Genomic DNA, 20,219 nt, shown 5'->3' with positions numbered 1-20,219 from the left:
GATTGTTTAAAATAATGATTGTCGAATTGAATTACTTATGTTTTTATAATTTGTTTACAGCCAAGGGCTTTCTTCAAAAATAACAATTTAGGTGGTCAAATGAAACATATCATTGCTCTTGCTTCAAAGGTTGCTTTCACTCTCGCCCTTTTATATGTGATTTTGGACAGAGTCTATCACGCGCCCTTTTTAAGTGTAATGTTTATTGCACTTTTCCTAGGTTTTGTTTCCTATCTATCCGGTGACATGCTCGTCCTTCCGCGAACAAACAATATTACAGCTTCATTGGCTGACTTTGGACTTTCATTCGTTATTCTTTGGGTCTTTGTTTTAACCCAAACAAGAAATGATTTCCCACCGTTTGCAGCTGCTCTACTTTCCGCCCTCTGTCTTACTGTTTTTGAATACTTTTTTCATCGGTATTTGCTAAAAAATGTGCTGGATGAAACCTTCCGAAATGAACTGTCAGCCAGGGATAACACACTGCAGTATCAAACAGAAGCCGCAGACGAGCTGTTTCCTGACGTTACGAATGAGAAGCATGAGGAATAGGAGGCTTAGTGCCTCCTATTTTTCAGTAGCTATTATTGATAAAACGGGACATCACTTCTGTGAAATCATAAAACCTCTCATTTTGAGTAACAGATCTGCTTTTTAAAGAAAAAACGCCGAACAAAGATCTTCTAAAACCTGTGCTCATTTCTAACTGGATACTCAAACCTGTTTTTGATTTATTTGCAATGTTATTCGGACTTACACCTGCATGCGGATGGTCCATACCGAGCAATACAGCAGGAAAACCGGCATTTTGCAGTTTTTCAACTAAATCTGACGCTCTTACACGATCTGTACCGCCGACTTCGATCTGCTGATCTTCTTCTGCATATCCGTGCAATGAAATGACATATTCATGACTTCCCGTTATTTTCAGGGCCCGAGGCTCATCAAAATGCGTGCTCGTAATATGCAGCACTGAGTTTCCTGACGATTTTAAGCCTTCAAATAAATACATCGAGTACTCTTTGCTGAGCTCTCTCGCTATTTCACTTGTCCCGCCTTCAATACCTCCTCCGTGAATGGCTAAAACAAGAACAGGACTGCCGGTTTCTTTCGTAACAATGCCGTAATCAGAAGGATCTTCATTGTTTTTTAATTCCTCAAAATTCTGATATACATCTTCAGCATATATTGAAGAAATCGGAGTAAACACCATAAAAATAAACAATAATTTTACAATTTTAAGAGTTGATGGAAAACGTTTGGCTATGTTACAATCAACATGCTTCAAGGAATGGAGCAAACGGCGGAGCAGGGATACTTTGGCCGGTTTCATCTACTCCGCCTCTAAGTCCAAATCAACAGGATGTCGGTTTCTTTGAGGCTTTAGCACGAATTTCTCGTCCTCCTTGTTAAATTTTTGTTAAATTCACAATATTATATACCATTGGCCCGGGCGCTGTTCTTCCCATTTCTGAATTTATGAAAAGTAAGTTGGCACCAACTACCTTTTTCCCAATTCGCATATCAAACAGAAAAAAAACGCACCTGCCCTTTGGCCTGTGCATTTTTATTTTCTTTTCATTCTTCGTTTATTTTCTTTATTCAGTTTCATGATGTTTTTTTCAATTTTTCTTATTTTTCGCCTTTGCGGGATTGTTTTCACTTCATAATAAACAGCGATAAACCCACTTAATGTCACTGCTGCAATGTAAAGGACACGCTGTTTGATCATCCGGTCAGCGTGGCCACGATCATCCGCTTCTTTTTCCAGTCTTTCGGTTACGTCTTTATCAAACAGCTGATCGACATACACTTGTTTCATTCCCACTGTAAATCCCGCAGCCAGCCAAAGAATCAGAAAACAACTGATATAAAACATCATTAATCCTTCCTTTCCCGTCTAGATGCGGCGCAGAATTGGAATGTAGCAGATCTAATCATTAAACAGCTGGCCGATGAATCCTCTTCTATGTATTAGGTTCTTTCATTTGGACGGACAATATGTAATGATGTAATGTACAGTTAGAAATTTTATTCCAAACAGCCACATGTGATGAACAGCAGTTAACTTGTTGTCATGTATAGCTTCTATCAGAAAGGTTTCAGATAAAGGCAGCGGACAAGTTCCCGCTCTTGTTTGCAGATAAATCCCCTCATCCCCGGCTCCGCTTTTTCTCCGCCGGCTTGTCAAAACCAGCTTCTCACGATGATGATAAGGCTTTAAAATGCCTGTCATACTGCTGAATGGAAGCGGTAGAGAAATGTTCATATACCCTTCTCCATTCGAACGATATACTGAATATAGAGCGGTAAAAATGGTTTCGTTTTTTTCATTTGTTCTGATCCAGGCACGCACTTTTTTTCTTCCGTCTTTTTTCGAATGAACACCCTTTATCGTGCTGTACATCCTATACCAGTCAGGGTTCGTCGACAAATGGATTTGGCCGGTTCTTCTGCTGAACCTTTCGTAAACCATTGCAAGCGGCCTAAACCACGTGCTCCACGTCACTTTTGCTTTTACATCATAATCAATGGTTTGTTCATAAAACGAAAGAATGAACGGCGCCAGTTTTTCAGGTGAAAAATCTTTTGATCGAAGGCTTCCCATATCATCCACGAGCCCTCTGTACTGAACGTTATTTTCAGCTTGAATGTTAGCTAAAAAGTCTTTTCCAATCCTTCTTTTTCCGTAGATACGGCTGAATGTCTTTACGCTGTCTGCATCAAAAGGCTTCGGATCTTCTATTCTCCATCCTATGAGAGCGGGCAATATAACAAAAAACGCGTTAACAAAACCGTGAATCCAAATCATCTGATTAATGGTCAGTGTAACGTCTTGCCGAAATACACCAAATGAATAAATCATCGAGAAAGAGATCGTTATCATTAGAACGGCAGAAGAGAACCGAATAAGAAATTTTCCCGTCTTGCTGCGAAAAGATGTGGTGAACACCAAAAATGCGTGAAGATAAAGCGCCGCCATATAGATGCCAACCGCAATGACATCTAGTGTTTTTGAATATGTGATGCCAAGCGCGATAAGAAGGGGCGAAAACAAAATCACCCATGTTATCCAACTGTACAACATTCGATTTTTTCTGGTGATTCTCCCGAGCAAGCCGTTAAAGATCGGGATAAGAAAAGCTGAATAGTGAAAGTGGACAGCAGTCAGCAAAATGATGAGAGGGCCAAATTGCATTATCTGCAAATGTGCAGCATAAGCAAAAAACCAAAAACCTCCTCCCGCCAAATAGATAAGCCCGAACAGAACTGATGTCTCTTCGATTCTATGTATCTTTTTTTCCCAAAGACGAAGGATCGCATACAGCGCCATAAAAACTGTGTACATCCACCAGATCAGCGCGAAACCACCGATGTCTGTCACAAGAGCCAGCACCGCAAAGAAAGCGGCTGCCGGATAGCATTGGATTAACACAGATTCCAGAAATGGAGCAGCCCGAAGTTGCGATTGAAAGACAAAAAGAAAAATTCCCGGCACGAAAAAAAGAATGGATAACAAAACAAGTGCCTCTGCCACTGATATATGAGGCGCTTCCGCTGCAAGAAATCCTATAAAGCAAAGCGAACTGATCATGCCATTTCGTTTTATCATGATTCTCTCTCTTCTTCCTGAAACATTCCTTTATAAAAGAAAAGAGTGCCGAGAATTGTATTTTGGACATGCACTTGAATGGTGAAGCAATTCTTTCTTTCATCAAACGTTTCGCAAACAGCGGATGTACCGGTCAGCCATTTTGGAAGCGGTATTCTTTTTCCGCATATCAATAGCCATTGCTTTCCCGTTGTAATCGTTAGAGAGCCGTCAGGAGATGCCTCGAACGCTAAAACAGACAGCAGAAGATGAGGTTTGCCGAAGAAATCAAGTATTCTATCTTCTTTTTCGTCGTATACCATGATCGCGTCAAAGAAACGTTTTTTGCCTTTAAAGAAAAATGTACGATTCCATTCTATCCCAGTATGTTCCCGATTCAAAAGACAAGTTCTATTTTGAATGGTAAATGGGATGTTTTTGCCTCTTTCTGAAAAAAAGCACCTGAAAAAAACACCCAGCTTTAACAGCATTCTGACCAGAAAAGAGCCTCCGCTTATTTCTGACATCGTTCCTGTCCCGCTGAATGCATGAGATTCGTCTAATTGATACCGTTCTCGCAGCTTGGGATGCAGTAAATGATAGTTCTTGATCGTTTTTTCATAAATCGAACTCACAATGTCACTTCTTTCTCTTTCGTTTTGTGTGCCGGGCACTGGGGAGCTGCTGACTAAGAACGCCACTTGCCGCAGAAAACACACTCAATAGTATCCATAATATCTCGGAACCTCGAAAAGCGAATCCAGCAAAGATACAAGCCTGTACAGCATGAATGATCCATTTTCTCTTTAATGGAATCAGCCATAAAATACCCATACCTATCTCCGCTGCCCCTGCAAAAATCCTTGTGTCAAAACCTGTAAAGCCTTGATAAAACCAAAACAGACTGAAAAACAGACACATTAACACATAGACGATAGCCGATCGAATTGTGTGTTTCGGATGTTTATTTTGCTCAATCCAAAGCCTTAATGCATCAAAGCTCCATGCAGTCGCCCAGCCAAGAAGCGGCCGAAATAATAAACGATCGATCCATCTTCCCGGCAGCCCGTAGGCTGTTTTGTATTGGTACTGTGTTAAAAACATCATTTTCCCGTTGTCTCGCTGTATATACTTCCAGTACCCGCTGCCATGCTGAATCAGAGATAACGGATGGTCAGAGCCAAAAGCCAGTGAGGAAACTCTTTCAGATGAACATTTGTCGAAAACACCGACTGTTTCTCCTGTACCCGATACCTTTAATCCAAAGCCTATCCTTGTTTCGTAAAGAAACTTCTGCTTTTGGTATGGCTGCCTATGCAAATACGTGATATTTGAAAACCGGAGGTCCCATTCCTTATGCAGCGATGGGTTTTGTGTATATTCCCAAAGCTTATCCAGATCAGATCTCATTTCGATTTCTACATAAATCGGTTTCTGTCTCACAGCCCCTCCTCCCTTCGATTTGAAGCAATTCTATATTAGCATATTGACCATTCAAAAAAATCCATTACCTCCAAAAAAAGTATACTAATCCTAAAAACACATAAAAAAGAAGAGGTATTTGCCTTCTCTTCTTTTTAAGCATCTATTTGATTCATCACTGTGTTTTAACCGTTCCATAATGAGTAATTGTGGCGTTTACGCTGTACGTGATGGCAACCTTACTGAATGTGTCACCCCAATTATTTTTCACCTTTTTCCATAAGTCCGGATGCTCAAGTCTTAAAGATTCATCAAAACCCGCAACATCTGCTTTATATTCATGCTGGATTTTTTTTAATACATTACCGACTATTTTCTTTACTTCGTTTTCAGTATTTGTTTCAATACGTTCTAAAAACTGAGTGTCCAACGTCTCTTTTGTGTTCCAGTTTTCAACCAAATCCCCTTCTGTTTCAATATCGACATGGAATGAAATATCCCTTCCTTTTACTATGGGCTTGATTTTGCTTTTAATATTATTGATATCGTATGCAATCACCTGTTGGCTCTTTTTATCATAGCTTTTGACAACTCCGCCTTTTCCCTCCCCGGCAATCCATGTAATCCCCTCCGTTTCATATTCATTTAAACTACCGATCATTTTTTTAGACTTCCCGTTGATTACCGCTGCTCCGGAATACTTGATCGCTCCATTTACCGAGACTACATTTTGCAGTAAAAAACTGCTGCCAGAATGCAGTTTTCCGATTAGTTTCGCGAGTGTCACAGGGGGAAGAATTCTGGAAACTTTATGTTCATTTTCACCTAATCCAATCAGCCGAAATGCCGGAATTTCACCGCTCTCTTTCAGCTGGAGGGCTTCTCTCGCCTCCCCTTTTGCAGATAAAACAAGACAGCTCAGCCTGATTTCATTATCACGAAAAAATTGATCCAGCATTTTGTCGATAGGATATGTACCCAGCACATCTTCACTCAGGACAATAACTTTTAAATGCGGGCTAAACACTTCACGGTCCCTTCTTAACGCAATCTCGCTTCCGATCTGCTGTAACGAATCCCCTGTTTCACTAATATTAATATACGCTTTCTGTGCCCCTTGTCCGCCACCGCCTCCACCGCTTGTACCTGCACCTGCCGCTTTTTCATTAACAAATTGATAGGTCAGCGTAATGTTGTCTTTTTTCGGATAGCTCCCTCCCTCTTCTTTTAACTCTTTTTCAGTATTTGTTTCTTTTCCTTTATCAATTGCAATAGCGAATGTCAGACCCAACTCCTCTATTTCCCGGCTGCTCCAGCATCCTGTTACGCAAACCATCAGCAGACATACTATGACGAGAACGGACACTGGATGTTTTATGTTACGTTTCACCTCTTTTCCTCCATTTCGATATGACTAAAAGCAAAATCGGCAAAGCGCCAAATATATACAAAGCAAAATGACTGACCATATTGCCCAAAATAAACACGTCATTTTCATTTTTCGGCATGCAAGAGAAGATATAAATAACAGGAAGCAGCCCAAACATACAAGAAAGCGGTTTCTTTTTAAAAACTTGCGAAACTCCTAAAGAAGCTGCATAAAAAGTGATAATAAACGTGGCAAAAAGCTGCATAATCCAAATGACAAGCAGAAATGATTCAAACCGTTCAAATATTAAACCAGGTATTTCAAAACTTCTCATCAGGTCAAGTCCCGGCCATGTTCTCGTCACAACTCCATCAACTGATAGTGCACCGATGACCATAATCAGCGTAATGATATAAAAACAGGTCACAACACCTGTCCCGAACACAACCGCTTTCATTGCATGCTTCGGCTTCTTCATAAACGCTACTAAAATGAGCATAATTTCTGAACACGTAAATGAAAGGGTCGTTGTCTTCACTCCTTTGAGAATCGGCATGATTCCATCTCCAAATACAGGGCGTAAATTGTTGATCTCAAATATGCCTATACTCATGAGGGCTATCGTTAAAAAGATGATGACCGTAATCGGAAAGATCATTTCAAAAAGCCGGGCAATTGGATCAAGCCCTTGTGTAATCGAATAAAGCCCAAGCCAAAGAACTGTCATAATAATGGCCCAAGACGGTGTCCCTTCAAGGAGAAAAAACTCCACGATTTCAGACATGACTCTGACTTCGAATGCACCTAGTATCAAAAAATAAGCAATAAAAACGATACTGATCAAGCTGCCGGCCCATTTTCCTACAATATGTCTGGAATATTCATAAAACGTTTCCTTAGGATACTGCTGGCTTAATTTAACTATGATGATCCCAGCTATTACGGCGATGATCCCGCCTAATAAAACTGAAATCCATCCATCAGGAGATTTCGTTTGTTCTGTTACTGTCCGGGGGAGCGTAAGAACTCCGGCAGCAAGCATATAATTAATGATGATAATCGTTGCCTGAGCGGTTGTAATTTTACTTGTTGAGCTGAACACGAGACTTAATCACCATCCTGTCGAGTTCATCACTTCACCCGTTTTGTATTATCCGTATTCATCATTTTAGGCCGGCGCTTCATGACTAAAAGAGGCATTCTGATGACGAAGTCTTTCCAATCTTTCAAGTGATAAGGCACTGCCGGACTTGCGTATGGGACACCAAAACTCTTTAGCTTTACGACATGGCTGCTTAGCAGTAGATAATACATAATGACACCAAATAATCCAAACACCGCCGCGCAAAACATTGCGCCAAACCGAAGCATCCGAAGTGCTATGCCTGTACTGTAATGCGGGATGGCAAATGAAGATATTGCTGTGAGCGCAACAACAATGACCATGATTGGACTGACAATCCCCGCCTGCACAGCTGCTTCCCCGATGATTAATCCGCCAACTATTCCTATCGCAGGTCCGATGGGTTTTGGCAGGCGAAGCCCCGCTTCCCGTAAAATTTCGATCGCAATTTCCATAAATAAGGCTTCAATGAGGGATGGGAACGGAACACCCTGACGCGTCCCGGAAATTGAAATTGCCAGTTTGGTCGGAATTAACCCCGGATGAAAAGAAATAAATGATATATATAAAGCCGGTGCAAATAACGTTATGATTGCCGCAATGAACCTCAACAATCTGATGAGCGAGCTTGGGAACCACCGCTCATAATAATCTTCAGGCGATTGAAGCACCATGCTGAAAGTGACTGGAACAAGCAAAGCAAACGGAGTGCCATCAAGAAGAATGGCTACTCTTCCTTCCATTAATCCGCTTATGACGCGGTCAGGCCGTTCTGTACTCTGTACTTGCGGGAATGGGCTCAAATAATTATCCTCAATTAGCTGTTCAACGTAGCCTGATTCCGGCAGATGATCTATCTCAATCCCTCTTACTCTTTTTTTTACTTCCTCGACCACTTTTGGATCTGCAATGTCATTCATATAAGCAATGATTAAATCTTTTTTTAGCCGTGTCCCTACTTCAAATTTCTGCAATGTTAATTGATCATTTTTTCCTTGCTGTCTTAAAAGCGCTGTATTCGTACTCAACTCTTCTGTAAAACCCGTGCGCGGCCCTCTGACAAGCGCTTCTGAAAGCGGCTCCTCAATACTTCGATTTTGTTTTTTCACTGTTCCCAGAAGAAAGGCCTGCGGCATTCCGTCGATAAGAAGCGCTGTTGAACCCATGAAAACATTCAGTACGATATCACTGATTTTCTCTGATTCTATGACATCACCGATTGATCCGATTTGATTCTTTATATACTGCGAAGTCAAAATGCCTTTGCCGGATTGAGACATTTCATCACTTACCTGATGAGGTTGATTCATGACTAACGCTGATAGTCCTTTATTAATCAAATCCTGATCAGACAGTCCATCAACAAAGATCAATGCCGCTTTCACATGTAAATGAGTGATCTCAAGTTCACGGAAATGAACGTCTCCGTTATGTCCGATCTTTCTTTTTACTTGCTCAATGTCGTATCCGACGTTACCGGTTAACACATCATTGTCCTGCTTTTTAGTTTTTGAATGATCTGATTCTTGATGCTGCTTCTGTGTTTTGTACTGATTACTCCGCCACCTCATAATTGCACCCTCTTATATATGAATCCAAGTAAACACTTTATAGATTGCATATGGAACGAGAAATACAACTAACGCTTGAAACCACACATTCCAGTCAGTAAGTGTTGATATCATATTATCCATCTGTCAATTCCCTTCTGTCTAATAGGATTATTTTTCCCATATATCTATTTTTTATGTTCGTCTTTTTTCCCAATAAAAAAAGCATGATGAACGTCTTCATCACGCTTTAAAGAAGTCAAATATAAAGAAGGTTCAGAAGAAAACCGCCAATGACACCGGTGACTACAATCACCCAAGGAGGCAGCTTCCAATAAGCAAGCATACTAAACAATACAGCCGCAAACGCAAAATCAATCGGATTCAAAATCGCACTTGTCCAAATCGGAAAATAAAAAGCTGAAATTAAAATTCCGACTACCGCTGCATTCACTCCTGCAAGAGCTCCCTTTAGGTTGGGATTCCTCCGCAAAATATCCCAATAGGGCAACGCACCTAAAATCAGCAAAAACGCAGGCAGGAAAATGGCAATAGCTGCTAACATTCCGCCCTGCCAGCCGCCCATGACTGCACCAAGATAGGCGGCAAATGTAAATAACGGTCCCGGCACAGCTTGTGCTGCACCATATCCTGCTAAAAATGCTTCTTTGCTGACCATTCCAGTTGGTACAAATTCCTGTTCCAATAACGGCAATACAACATGTCCCCCGCCAAAAACCAAGGAACCTGCCCTGTAAAAACTGTCAAACATAGAAAGCCAGCGCAAATCCGCAGTTTCTCGCAGAACAGGCAGAAGAACAAGCAATCCGAAGAATAATGAAAGACACACTTTTCCGAATGTCTTAGAAATAGGAAAATGGAATGCTGATTCTTTTTTGTCGATAGACTCTTTAAACAGCAGAAAACCAATCGCTGCTGAGATGATTATAATACCTGATTGGGTAAACGCGGTTTGCCATAAAAGTGAAACAACCAATGCAAACAAAGCCATCGTTTTTCGCTTAACATCAGGCGTCAGTTTTTGAGCCATTCCTGTTATAGCATGTGCAACAACTGCAACCGCCACGATTTTTAAACCATGAATCCAGCCGGCTTGCTCTATATCGGTACTTTTTAACAAAAGGGCAAATATGATAAGTGCCAAAACAGAGGGCAGCGTAAAGCCGAGAAATGAAACGATACCGCCGAGTAACCCGCCACGCATAACACCAATCCCAATCCCAACTTGGCTGCTCGCCGGTCCGGGCAAGAACTGGCACAAAGCAACCAAATCAGCATAGCTTTTTTCATCCAGCCATTTTCTTTTGCGAATATATTCTTCATAAAAGTAGCCCAGATGAGCAATGGGACCTCCGAATGATGTAAACCCGAGTCTTGTCGAAACAATTAAAATTTCTATCAGAGTTTTAAAGCTGTTGCGCTTATGTTTGTGCATTGCTCCCTCCCATGTTCTCAGCATTCTAAAAAAGCTGAAATACTCCACTTAAGTATAAAAAACTGAAACATGTTTGCAAGCGCTTGTTTGAAATGATAACGAATCTTAACTTTATTATAATTAAAAGGCTCAAAATGAGCCTTTTTGCAGTTCGGAATAGATTAAAATTCCAGCTTGAAGCTTTCTGCCTGATCTGACACTTCCACAGGTATTCCCATTATCGTTTTCGGTTTGGAAACGTAAACAAAACGCATCTCTTTTTCTAGTTGCTGAAACGTTTTTTCACTGACTACAATTCTAGCCGGCTTTCCCGGACTATTATCAATGGCTGCTTTAATTTTTCCAAGCATAAAAAAACCTCCTGTTTTAGATTAAACCAGAGAAATAACCATAATGAGATTGATAACGGCTAAAACTCCTGAAACATATGCTATACGTTTGCTCCTTCTCCAGAAAAACAGCACATTCGTTAATAAAACAAAACTGATGAAGGCATCAAATCCGCGCAGAACGATTTGGCTGAACAAAATTTTCGGTTCAAAAATAACAAATGCAACTGCACAAACAATCATGAATGAAAAGACGAAAAGATACACTTTCCACTCTCTCACTGTATTTTCTTTCTCGTACACGCAGGAACTCCCCCCTTTAACAGATCAAACTGGATGGGACTGATACAATGTTCAACAACAGGCTGCAGCATAAATCATGTAAGATATGGACATGATCTTATTAGTTATTATATGATTTAATTGAAAAAAACATCATATGTTAGAGGTAAACGAAATGGATCAAAATCGTGAAAATCGCGAAAATACATTACCGGATATTACGAAAAATATTACCCTAGAGGCACCTATTCAGAAAGTCTGGGAAACGGTTTCCACTTCAGAAGGCATTGCCAAGTGGTTTATGCCCAATGATTTTCAGCTGAAAGAAGGACAAGAATTCCACTTACAATCACCGTTTGGGCCATCTCCTTGTAAAGTTTTGACTGTTCAAGTTCCCACTGAACTTTCATTTGAATGGGATACAGATGGATGGATCGTTACCTTTCAATTAGAAGACTTAGGAGAAAAGACGAGGTTTACCCTTATTCACGGCGGCTGGAAGGAGCCAAATGAAATGATTGGCAAAGCAAACGAGAAAAGCTCCATCATACGCGATAAGATGGATGGAGGCTGGACAAGCATTGTAAATGAACGGCTTCGTAAGACTGTCGAAGAATAGAAAAAGAGAGAGGTGTCTCTCTCTTTTGTTTTCAAAGGTTATACTTCACAGTTTGAGTCCATCAATCATAAAACGTAACTGTTTTAGATTTACCAGAGTAATCGGTAACAAAGAACTCGGCCTTGTTATTGCTCCCATCTACAAATTTTCCAATACTGCTAAAAGTGTGGCATTCTCCGGGAGAAAAATAGTTTGCCCCTACATAATCATCAGGATTGTCACCGGCATCATCCTCATATAAGTGCAGCGAGACAGAAAAAGGAGTGCTTCCTGAAAGGCAGACTCTAAAATCTCCTCCGCTCGAATATACCGTCGGACTTGAATAAGTATATGTGTAAGTCCCCAACTTATCCCACTCCCCAGCCCCAGCAGTTCCCGCTTGTTCTGCTTGTGCTGTTAATGGTAAAACCGCAGTGAATCCTAAAACAGACAGGAATCCAATTACCTTATTGAATCGTATCAACCAGATCTCTCCTCTCTTTCAATCATAGCAAGTCACAGTACTATCATTTCTTTGAATCTAATATGCCACCCATTATGGCCGATATGATCCCTATACCCCCGTGCCTTGTTCGCAAAAGCCATAGATACTGGCCAGCGTAAACAACATTGATCCAGATCACCTCTCCGCTTTTTTTACAAATGGCATTGGACATTATATTCGGCTGCAGCCATTTTATGAATCAATTCTTGTTCAAAATAAGCGCATTTCCATTTGAATCGTCATCTCTTATCATTTGTTTCGCAGGTTGTACTTTAATCAGGAGGAAAAAAACATGAAGTAAGCTTCACAAAAATACTCGTTATTTATTTGTAGGTTTTTTTCGTATTTGGACCTGTTGGCCGTGCTGCCAGAAAAGCCTTATCAAGATGTAAACAAGCGGCCAGCGGACTGACTCAGGATGTAAGAAAAAGTGATTCAGAAAACAAAGAAGACAAACTAATATAAGATAAATGATTTGGGACGATAAAAAATCGGCTTTTTATGTTGATTTGTTTCTGTGTCATCTGCCTCTTTTTCTATGATTTGGACAGCCCTTTTTTTCTTCTATGATAGTAACTGTCCAAGCCGCACAATCAATTCGCCATATAATAAAGCGTATCAATAATAAAGGAGGAGTAAATATGGGTTATTACAAAAAATATAAAGAAGAGTATTATACGGTCAAAAAAACGTATTATAAGAAGTATTACGAATATGATAAAAAATACTATGACCACCATGATAAAAAATATTATGACTGTGATTATGACAAAAAATATTACGACTATGATAAAAAATATTATGATCACGACAAAAAAGACTATGATTATGTTGTAGAGTATAAAAAGCATAAGAAACATTACTAAACTCCATTAACATCTCCTCGATTTCACTTTTTCCCCGGCTAATGCCGGGTTTTTTTGTTTGATCTACTGTTGGTATAATTTGAAGTTTTCCTTAATGACTGAATCTAAATTCATGTTGAATATTTAGTACATAGTTTAATTAGTTTATGAAAGTGCGATTGGTTCTGCTTCCAAGTATTGCAGTGATAAAGGAACTTTTGTAAGCTCTTTAAGGGCCATACATAAAAGGAGAGATTCTTTGTCTAAAAACATCGTATTTTATCTTATTTTACTTTGTCTATTTATATCAATTGTCATGAAAAACTTTGATGTGGTAAAAACGATTGCCAATGTTAGCTGCTTTGTTTTCGTTTTGCTGTATGTTAAAGACGAATTGAAAACATATACACGTAAATCGTTGGCGATTCTAAGTATTTGTTTTCTTTTCTTAGTCGGTACCTGTACTTTTATGATTTTGCAAGGACAAGCAGTAATTAAAGATCACCCCTTTTTAACCGGCTGGGAAACAATAGCGGTCATTCTTTTGATTATCGTTTCTTTAAGCATTTGTGTTTTTATTTTGAGGAAGATTTCAAATCGGTTAAAACCATTGTGAGCTAACCCTTTCATCTAATAAATGTATATAGTTTTCAAATTGGAGGAGCCGTTTCGTCCCATAAACCATCCAACATGAAACTGATTGGTGAAATGAAATATTTTGTCGATTGATATACATAAATCCAGTTCCAAAATAAGGTATAATGAATGACGAAACCACTATTAAAAGGGGGAATTTTGATGAAAAAAGTATTGATTGCAAGTACAGTAGGAACAGCAGTTCTTTTCGGAACACTTTCAGCGGGTATTCCAGGGTTGCCCGCGGCAGACACTCAGGTCGCAAAAGCAGCCACCCAGCTGCCTAAAGGCATCGGCGGCCGCGCCTATCTGAACAGTACTGGCGCCGTTTTCACAGCTAAAATCAAGCTTCCCGACACCGTAAAACATGATGACTCGGTCTCTACGCCTTATATTTATTCAGGCTTCAGGGCAACAAGCGGAACTGAGGCAGACATCGGGCTCCAGTACAGCAAACAATACAACGTCTGGAAGCCCCTCATGAAGGTTGGTGCCAAAAATGAAGAAACGTATATCGAAGGAAAAGACAAATTCACATACAATAAAGGCTTCCGCCCTGGAAGCACAGTCCAAATGACAATTTATAAAAATTTGAACGGCAATACACGCATGACTCTTTGGGGAACGAACAATGATGGTTATACCGGACGGATTATCACAGAAATCCAAGGAACCAACATCGGCACGATTTCAAAATGGAAAACACTTGCTACCGCGGCTGTTTCGTATGAAAGTCAGCGTAATGCCATCAAAGCAACCTTTTCGACATCTTTTAACAACATTACAATCGACAATAAAGCCGTCACTCCTGTGGTAGATACACAGGATTTCGCAAAGGTTTCTGTTTCAGGAAATAACGTTTCGATTTCTGTTAATAAATAAAGCAGCAAAAGGCCGCCGGCATTGCCAGGCGGTTTTATTAGGACAATTACACAAAAAATGGCACGTGTGTTCATAGCTCGCATTATTTTAGAAATAATCATCAGAATCTTCAGCTCATTTGTTTGTTATATCATATTTTAATATAGGGTGGAAATTGTATGAAATATGGAAAGGCAGGTCCTTTTGGAATGCTTTTGGTTATTATAGCGCTTCTAATATCAATGTATTTTATGTTTAATACAAAAGCGTTGATACCTGCTGGATATGATCTGGCCATTCATGGAATTGTAATATCAAGAACCTTAATGATCGCTTTCACGTTGTATCTAGTTTCAAAATTAGGATATTTTCTTCTAAATAAAAAAGATTAACTTGTAAAGTTAATCTTTTTTATTTGAGTCTTTAGAATATATGTATTTATCTTTTTAACTTCTTCGATAATCCAAATTCATTCATCTTCCGGATGTCTTAAAAATAAAATTAGGATTGCCTACTACAATATAGTGATCAATAAAGAGGCAGCATTATACTGCTACCTCAAATAAAAGCTTGTCCCCATGCTTATAGTTAATTAACTTAAAATCATCAATCGTAAAGTCATAAAAATCTTTGACTTCAGGATTGATCCATAATTCAGGTGCTTCAAATTGCTCTCTTTCCATTTGGATTTTCAAATTGTCGATATGACGTGTGTACACATGGCAATCACCAATGTTAAAGATATAATCACCAAGCTCATAACCAGTCACTTGAGCAATCATGCGCTGCAACACATTATACTGAAATACATTGAATGGATTTCCCAACGCCATGTCATTGCTCCGTGCTCTTACCTCGAGGTGGAGCTTTCCTTGCTTAACATACCATTGAGTTTCGTATACACATGGCGTTAAGGCCATTGAATCTAATTCATCTGGATTCCATAGCATTGTAATGTGTCTGCGTGAAGATGGGTTGTTCTTCAATTGATGAAGAAGATAATCAACTTGATCCACTTTTTCTCCATTTAGATTTCTGTTTTTCTTGCTCAACTGAAATCCATAAGCATTTCCGATGGTGCCGTCTTCTTGTTTCCACTGATCCCAAATATGTACGCCCATCTTGTTTAATTCAGTAACATCGTTAGATTTTAGCTGCCAAATCCAGAGCAACTCTTTAATGGCTGTTTTCCAGGCAACCTTTTTTGTCGTTAAAATAGGAACCTCTGAGTTGTCAAACCTCATTTGCTTACTAATCACGCTTAGTGTATGAGCCGGTGTTCCATCAGAGTCCCACTTGGTTCTTACATTAAATTCTTCATCTGAGATTCCATTATTCATAATGTCCTTTATGATTGAATTGTATTGTTTATCGAATTGAGTCATAACTATTCATATCCTTCTTTCATTTTCAGTTACTTGGCATAATTTATTACGAAAACAATATTAACGCAAATACTAAGCACGTGCAGATAAAATGAGATTTTTATTCTAATTACTGTAAAAGAGGAGTTAACCCCCTCTTTTACACCTGTATTTCACCATAACATAGTCTGTCACATTGCTCATAGTTACCGCCAGTTTGATACATACACCGTTGATAACATTGTTGAGGATTATAAGAAATGATTTGATATTGAGGCACATGAACATTCAAATAGTAAGGTGTTTGTGTATACCAAATTGGATATTGTCTAAACACATTAAATCCTCCAATCGCTCCCTCTGATTTAATGCATTGTATTTTACCTCAATATCAATTGTCATTTGTCCATGTGCAATTGGGCTTTCTTTAAAACAAATCCCCTCTAATTTTCATTCAGTTGATCATTAACACTTTCTTTTATGATATTTGGCAGCAGATCATTCCTTCTTTAATCCGTTTCTGACCGGTTTGCTGTTTGTTAAGGTCTAACTATAAATCCTTTAAAAGCAGCATCAGGAATCACAACATAGAGTTCTTGAATCTTAACCAAGACGTTCAAATATTCTTATATTAGAGAAAGTCTCTCTTTACGTATATTAATCTTCTCCATACACTATATTATTTTATTCTTTTACAGTGATTGAGTCCTTCTCCCGCTCTTACTTTAATAAGCAGTTATCCATTTTGTTTTTCAGAAAGTTTTTTAAACAGCCTCTTTTTACTATTCTTATTTCATTTGACCATACCATATCATTTAAACTTCATAAATTAATTTCGAATCAAATAAAAGGAGGAATTTAATTGGGTTATTATAAAAAATATAAAGAAGAGTATTACACTTGGAAAAAAACGTATTACAAAAAGTATTACGACCATGATAAGAAGCATTATGATTGCGACAAAAAGTATTATGATCATGATAAAAAACATTATGATTACGACAAAAAGTATTATGACCATGATAAAAAGTATTACGATGATCACGATTATCATTACGACAAAAAGTATTATGATGACGATGATCATTATTATGATTTTGTCGAATCATATAAAAAACATCACTAAATCTCTTAAACATCTATTTATTCCCCGGCGACATACCGGGGGCTTTTTTTATGATATTTGTCGACGATACTCAGATTTTTTTGTGAAGTCTTGTGTCTCATTTCATCTTATATTTTGAACTTGTCTCATGGCTGCCTTCCCCTACTTATAAAAATTTAGATAAAAGTATTCTTTTATAGAGATGCTTGTTTCATCGACATCTCAATCCTAAATGTGGTAAAATCGATAAAAATGTAAAAACTGTAAATAAGAAAAGGAGCATCTATATGTATATTAGTATTATAGTTTTAGCATCCATGCTTTTATGGGGTGCAGTTGTTCATGAACTAAGTAAACCTTCAAAAAAGCAAAGCACCCGAAAAATTGTTTCTTTGACATCTTTAGGTTCTTTATCTACTTTAGTTATTACTATTTCTCTTTTCCAAAACCTCCCTTTTTAAAATTTGTTTATACATATTATTATATGTACCTTGGCTGAAACTTCCATTGTTCAGATCAAAGCATGAATACAGCCAAGGTTTTTATTATTTACTTCGTTCCCGTTGAACCGTGTCCTCCTCTATCTTCATTCCCTAAACGCTCGACTTCAATTAATTCAACTGCCGGCATCTTTTTCATGATTCTGAACTGGCAGATCCGATCCCCTTTGTTAATCTCTGTGTCACGTAACGCATAAGCAGGAAAGAACCAAAAATCTTTGTCTCCCTTATAAGACTCATCGATAACACCCATTGAGTTTGTTTGAATAACGCCAAAGTTCTTATATGTACTCGAACGAGGAACGACATGTGCTTCGTAACCTTCGGGCAATTCCATAGCTACACCTAATGGGACAAGTTTAAATTCACCTTTTTTAATTGCTACATCTTCAGCTGCTCGAAGATCAATCCAATCTCCTTGCTCAATTTTGCTGATTCTTGTTTGTGTTTCATCTAGATATTTGATTTTAATTTGCATTGTCATATGTATTACTCCTTTAACATTATTGAATTACCATACGGTAAGGCCTGTTCTTGTGTCGTTTTCATCAGTTATAAATAGAACTTCTTCAAAATCATTATTTAAAGCATTGAAGTAAAGTATTTCAATGGTATTTTTGTTTTTACAGTAAATCGAAACATAGCTATTATCTGCTATCAAAAGGACAAGTTCGCAATCACTGTCAACAAACTCTTCATATGTCTGGACTTCATTAACCGTTTTTCCAAATGGAAATGCTTTCAATTCAACGAAAATGATGTAGTACTGATTTGTTTTTAATCGATTCGCAAAGTCAGTCCCTTCAACAATTGCGTAATCATTAAAGAGCTCCTCATTATCTAGCTCTCCGTCTACAACAAAATAAGATTCCCCACTCGTTTGCCACATATAATTAGCTATTTCTAACGGCTGCAGTATTCTCCATAGATAATTTCCATATTCATTCGGTATTTGAAAACTAACTCCCCTTTTCATGTATACTCCTCACTTAAACGATTTTCTGAACATGAATTTAATTATATACTCAGATGTTAGGTTTGTGGAACAGGAATCAAGTGCGGTTTGATACCCGCCTTCTTTTACACATTTTCTCAGCCTTCCCATTTAAAAAGTTCTTCCTATGTTCAGTAACAATAGGCGTTCCCCAGTTCTTTATCAAGAAGAGTTAGCCCGGCCAGTATCTTCAGTTTCACGTTTGGATTATAGAACATTGAAAGCAAATATTTCGGCATCGATGACACCTTCTCATATATCATAGATTTGCTGTTGAATGATTTCAAATGAAGTTGAATAAAATAAGATCGAAACCATCCAACAATTAACATTTATTTTGCGGCTAAATGCGGTTTTTACTATTCCATAAGAAGGAAGGAAGCATTAATGACAAAGCTTTGCCGAGAAGTTTGGATTGAAGTCAATCTTGATGCCATAAAAAAAAATTTGCGAACAATTCGCCGTCATATTCCAAATAAAAGCAAAATTATGGCTGTCGTAAAAGCGAATGGTTATGGTCATGGGTCTGTAGAAGTGGCGCGCCATGCACTGGAACACGGGGCGAGTGAGCTCGCTGTTGCCAGCGTGGAGGAAGGAATCGTTTTACGAAAAGCGGGGATTACAGCACCTATCCTTGTGCTTGGTTTTACCTCCCTTAGTTGTGTGAAAAAGTCAGCAGCTTGGAATATAACATTATCAGCATTTCAGGTTGATTGGATGAAAGAAGCTAACGAGATATTGGAAAAAGAAGCGAGTACTGACCGGCTGGCTATTCATATTAACGTGGATACTGGGATGGGACGATTAGGTGTACGCACAAAGGAAGAACTTTTAGCAGTAGTGAAGGCACTAAAGGCAAGCAAATCCCTCAGGTGGACAGGGATATTTACACATTTTTCTACAGCTGATGAAGCTGACACCACACTAACCAAGCTGCAGCACGATAAATTCATTAGTTTTCTCAGCTTTTTAAAGAACCAGGGCATTGAACTGCCCACCGTGCACATGAGCAACACGGCTGCAGCTATTGCTTTTCCGGAATTTAGTGCTGATATGATTCGTTTAGGTATCGGCTTATATGGGTTATATCCTTCAACCTATATCAAACAACTAAACCTCGTGAAGCTTGTTCCTGCATTAAGTTTAAAGGCGCGTATCGCTTATGTGAAAACCATGCGGACAGAACCCCGAACCATTAGCTATGGTGCTACATACATCGCAGAACCCGACGAAGTCATTGCTACACTCCCGATCGGATATGCTGACGGTTATTCCCGTGCACTTTCAAATCGCGGGTTTGTTCTTCATCGCGGAAAACGAGTCCCAGTGGCGGGAAGAGTAACAATGGATATGATCATGGTCAGTTTAGGAGAGAACGGTGAAGGCAAACAAGGAGAAGAAGTCGTGATTTACGGTAAGCAAAAAGGAGCCGAGATTTCCGTTGATGAAGTGGCTGAAATGCTCAATACGATTAACTATGAAGTCGTGTCTACATTAAGCCGCCGCATCCCTCGTTTTTATATAAGAGATGGCGAGATTTTTAAAGTATCAATTCCAGTATTATACGTGTAGTTTTGCATTTGCGTTTTTTTGTAAATACCCCAAAATCTCTCTTTTATGCTGAATCAAGATTCCGCTACCGGAGGGGTTTTACTTTTCTGAAACCAAACAAAAAATCCCTCCTATAA

At 38.9% G+C, this 20,219-nt stretch carries 23 protein-coding genes and 3 pseudogenes; 10 read left to right on the top strand and 16 right to left on the bottom strand.

Annotated features, from left to right (window positions below; all coding sequences use genetic code 11):
• The first annotated feature begins 99 nt into the window (after positions 1–99).
• Positions 100–552, top strand: a complete 453-nt coding sequence (locus GYO_RS31885; protein ID WP_014113928.1) for a YndM family protein — start codon at positions 100–102, stop codon at positions 550–552.
• Positions 553–574: 22 nt separating this feature from the next.
• On the opposite strand, the gene pghL is transcribed toward GYO_RS31885, so the two are convergent.
• From pghL to GYO_RS31830, 11 genes and pseudogenes are all read right to left on the bottom strand, one after another.
• Entirely contained in the window at positions 575–1,333 is a 759-nt protein-coding gene (gene pghL, locus GYO_RS31880) for a gamma-polyglutamate hydrolase PghL (protein WP_014113927.1), read from the bottom strand.
• A 234-nt stretch (positions 1,334–1,567) separates the two neighbouring features.
• Positions 1,568–1,882 (bottom strand): membrane protein, encoded by a 315-nt coding sequence (locus GYO_RS31875; protein ID WP_014113926.1) that lies wholly within the window; start codon positions 1,880–1,882, stop codon positions 1,568–1,570.
• Positions 1,883–1,974: 92 nt separating this feature from the next.
• Positions 1,975–3,610: pseudogene (locus tag GYO_RS31870) on the bottom strand (YndJ family protein).
• A complete protein-coding gene (locus GYO_RS31865) occupies positions 3,610–4,227 on the bottom strand; it encodes a DUF4166 domain-containing protein (RefSeq protein WP_014113924.1) in 618 nt (205 codons plus the stop codon). Before GYO_RS31865 ends, GYO_RS31870 begins: the two are co-directional and overlap by 1 nt.
• A 4-nt stretch (positions 4,228–4,231) precedes the next feature.
• A complete protein-coding gene (locus GYO_RS31860; RefSeq protein WP_014113923.1) occupies positions 4,232–5,035 on the bottom strand; it encodes a hypothetical protein in 804 nt (267 codons plus the stop codon).
• 154 nt (positions 5,036–5,189) lie between these two features.
• Entirely contained in the window at positions 5,190–6,350 is a 1,161-nt protein-coding gene (locus GYO_RS31855) for a Ger(x)C family spore germination protein (RefSeq protein WP_238528876.1), read from the bottom strand.
• Positions 6,351–6,393: 43 nt separating this feature from the next.
• Positions 6,394–7,485 (bottom strand): spore germination protein, encoded by a 1,092-nt coding sequence (locus GYO_RS31850; RefSeq protein WP_014113921.1) that lies wholly within the window; start codon positions 7,483–7,485, stop codon positions 6,394–6,396.
• A gap of 29 nt (positions 7,486–7,514) precedes the next feature.
• Positions 7,515–9,080, bottom strand: coding sequence for a spore germination protein (locus GYO_RS31845; protein WP_080010080.1), 1,566 nt, complete (start codon positions 9,078–9,080; stop codon positions 7,515–7,517).
• A gap of 235 nt (positions 9,081–9,315) precedes the next feature.
• Entirely contained in the window at positions 9,316–10,512 is a 1,197-nt protein-coding gene (chrA, locus tag GYO_RS31840) for a chromate efflux transporter (RefSeq protein ID WP_014113919.1), read from the bottom strand.
• 161 nt (positions 10,513–10,673) lie between these two features.
• Positions 10,674–10,862: a hypothetical protein gene (locus tag GYO_RS31835; protein ID WP_014113918.1), complete on the bottom strand. Its 189-nt coding sequence runs from the start codon at positions 10,860–10,862 to the stop codon at positions 10,674–10,676.
• Between the two features lie 21 nt (positions 10,863–10,883).
• Complete coding sequence (locus tag GYO_RS31830; protein WP_014113917.1) at positions 10,884–11,144, bottom strand: hypothetical protein; 261 nt, start codon at positions 11,142–11,144, stop codon at positions 10,884–10,886.
• Positions 11,145–11,298: 154 nt separating this feature from the next.
• Between GYO_RS31830 and GYO_RS31825 the strand changes: the two genes are divergently transcribed.
• Positions 11,299–11,742, top strand: a complete 444-nt coding sequence (locus GYO_RS31825; RefSeq protein ID WP_014113916.1) for an SRPBCC family protein — start codon at positions 11,299–11,301, stop codon at positions 11,740–11,742.
• 61 nt (positions 11,743–11,803) lie between these two features.
• On the opposite strand, the gene GYO_RS31820 is transcribed toward GYO_RS31825, so the two are convergent.
• Entirely contained in the window at positions 11,804–12,202 is a 399-nt protein-coding gene (locus GYO_RS31820) for a YndA family protein (RefSeq protein WP_041521167.1), read from the bottom strand.
• Between the two features lie 336 nt (positions 12,203–12,538).
• Here GYO_RS31820 and GYO_RS44325 point away from each other — a divergent pair.
• The 5 genes and pseudogenes from GYO_RS44325 to GYO_RS31795 all read left to right on the top strand — a co-directional run.
• Positions 12,539–12,691, top strand: a pseudogene (locus tag GYO_RS44325) (Sec-independent protein translocase family protein).
• Positions 12,692–12,867: 176 nt separating this feature from the next.
• The gene (locus GYO_RS31810; RefSeq protein WP_014113913.1) at positions 12,868–13,092 is read left to right on the top strand and encodes a hypothetical protein; all 225 of its coding nucleotides are present in this window, start codon (positions 12,868–12,870) and stop codon (positions 13,090–13,092) included.
• 238 nt (positions 13,093–13,330) lie between these two features.
• Positions 13,331–13,687: a YoqO family protein gene (locus tag GYO_RS31805; protein WP_014113912.1), complete on the top strand. Its 357-nt coding sequence runs from the start codon at positions 13,331–13,333 to the stop codon at positions 13,685–13,687.
• 179 nt (positions 13,688–13,866) lie between these two features.
• Positions 13,867–14,589: a YrpD family protein gene (locus tag GYO_RS31800; RefSeq protein ID WP_146881501.1), complete on the top strand. Its 723-nt coding sequence runs from the start codon at positions 13,867–13,869 to the stop codon at positions 14,587–14,589.
• 158 nt (positions 14,590–14,747) lie between these two features.
• Positions 14,748–14,960: pseudogene (locus GYO_RS31795) on the top strand (hypothetical protein); the annotation flags it as partial.
• Positions 14,961–15,113: 153 nt separating this feature from the next.
• On the opposite strand, the gene GYO_RS31790 reads toward GYO_RS31795, so the two are convergent.
• Positions 15,114–15,953, bottom strand: coding sequence for a thymidylate synthase (locus GYO_RS31790; protein ID WP_014113909.1), 840 nt, complete (start codon positions 15,951–15,953; stop codon positions 15,114–15,116).
• 267 nt (positions 15,954–16,220) lie between these two features.
• Positions 16,221–16,334, bottom strand: coding sequence for a hypothetical protein (locus GYO_RS43715; RefSeq protein WP_120698786.1), 114 nt, complete (start codon positions 16,332–16,334; stop codon positions 16,221–16,223).
• Between the two features lie 460 nt (positions 16,335–16,794).
• Here GYO_RS43715 and cotU point away from each other — a divergent pair, with 460 nt between their 5' ends.
• On the top strand, positions 16,795–17,058 hold the full coding sequence (gene cotU, locus GYO_RS31780) for a spore coat protein CotU (protein ID WP_014113907.1): 264 nt from the start codon (positions 16,795–16,797) through the stop codon (positions 17,056–17,058).
• 266 nt (positions 17,059–17,324) lie between these two features.
• Positions 17,325–17,498, top strand: a complete 174-nt coding sequence (locus GYO_RS43870) for a hypothetical protein (protein WP_014113906.1) — start codon at positions 17,325–17,327, stop codon at positions 17,496–17,498.
• A gap of 88 nt (positions 17,499–17,586) precedes the next feature.
• On the opposite strand, the gene dutA is transcribed toward GYO_RS43870, so the two are convergent.
• Together dutA and GYO_RS31770 are read right to left on the bottom strand one after the other, a co-directional pair.
• Positions 17,587–18,021, bottom strand: coding sequence for a dUTP diphosphatase DutA (dutA, locus tag GYO_RS31775; RefSeq protein ID WP_014113905.1), 435 nt, complete (start codon positions 18,019–18,021; stop codon positions 17,587–17,589).
• 27 nt (positions 18,022–18,048) lie between these two features.
• Positions 18,049–18,513, bottom strand: coding sequence for a DUF2691 family protein (locus tag GYO_RS31770; protein WP_014113904.1), 465 nt, complete (start codon positions 18,511–18,513; stop codon positions 18,049–18,051).
• A 405-nt stretch (positions 18,514–18,918) separates the two neighbouring features.
• Here GYO_RS31770 and alr point away from each other — a divergent pair, with 405 nt between their 5' ends.
• Entirely contained in the window at positions 18,919–20,103 is a 1,185-nt protein-coding gene (gene alr, locus GYO_RS31765) for an alanine racemase (protein ID WP_014113901.1), read from the top strand.
• Positions 20,104–20,219 lie beyond the last annotated feature (116 nt).

Source organism: Bacillus spizizenii TU-B-10, assembly GCF_000227465.1.
Taxonomy (GTDB): domain Bacteria; phylum Bacillota; class Bacilli; order Bacillales; family Bacillaceae; genus Bacillus; species Bacillus spizizenii.
Note: the sequence above shows the minus strand (reverse complement) of the source record. Positions and strands in the feature narration are given on the sequence as shown.

Excerpts from the sequence above, each read along its gene's own strand:
- chrA (WP_014113919.1), bottom strand. The coding sequence starts at position 10,512 with ATGCACAAACATAAGCGCAACAGCTTTAAAACTCTGATAGAAATTTTA.
- pghL (WP_014113927.1), bottom strand. The coding sequence starts at position 1,333 with ATGAAACCGGCCAAAGTATCCCTGCTCCGCCGTTTGCTCCATTCCTTG.
- GYO_RS43870 (WP_014113906.1), top strand. The coding sequence starts at position 17,325 with ATGTATATTAGTATTATAGTTTTAGCATCCATGCTTTTATGGGGTGCA.
- GYO_RS43715 (WP_120698786.1), bottom strand. The coding sequence starts at position 16,334 with ATGACAATTGATATTGAGGTAAAATACAATGCATTAAATCAGAGGGAG.
- GYO_RS31835 (WP_014113918.1), bottom strand. The coding sequence starts at position 10,862 with ATGCTTGGAAAAATTAAAGCAGCCATTGATAATAGTCCGGGAAAGCCG.
- dutA (WP_014113905.1), bottom strand. The coding sequence starts at position 18,021 with ATGACAATGCAAATTAAAATCAAATATCTAGATGAAACACAAACAAGA.
- GYO_RS31790 (WP_014113909.1), bottom strand. The coding sequence starts at position 15,953 with ATGACTCAATTCGATAAACAATACAATTCAATCATAAAGGACATTATG.
- GYO_RS31810 (WP_014113913.1), top strand. The coding sequence starts at position 12,868 with ATGGGTTATTACAAAAAATATAAAGAAGAGTATTATACGGTCAAAAAA.
- GYO_RS31855 (WP_238528876.1), bottom strand. The coding sequence starts at position 6,350 with ATGGTTTGCGTAACAGGATGCTGGAGCAGCCGGGAAATAGAGGAGTTG.
- GYO_RS31875 (WP_014113926.1), bottom strand. The coding sequence starts at position 1,882 with ATGATGTTTTATATCAGTTGTTTTCTGATTCTTTGGCTGGCTGCGGGA.
- GYO_RS31770 (WP_014113904.1), bottom strand. The coding sequence starts at position 18,513 with ATGAAAAGGGGAGTTAGTTTTCAAATACCGAATGAATATGGAAATTAT.
- alr (WP_014113901.1), top strand. The coding sequence starts at position 18,919 with ATGACAAAGCTTTGCCGAGAAGTTTGGATTGAAGTCAATCTTGATGCC.
- GYO_RS31885 (WP_014113928.1), top strand. The coding sequence starts at position 100 with ATGAAACATATCATTGCTCTTGCTTCAAAGGTTGCTTTCACTCTCGCC.
- GYO_RS31825 (WP_014113916.1), top strand. The coding sequence starts at position 11,299 with ATGGATCAAAATCGTGAAAATCGCGAAAATACATTACCGGATATTACG.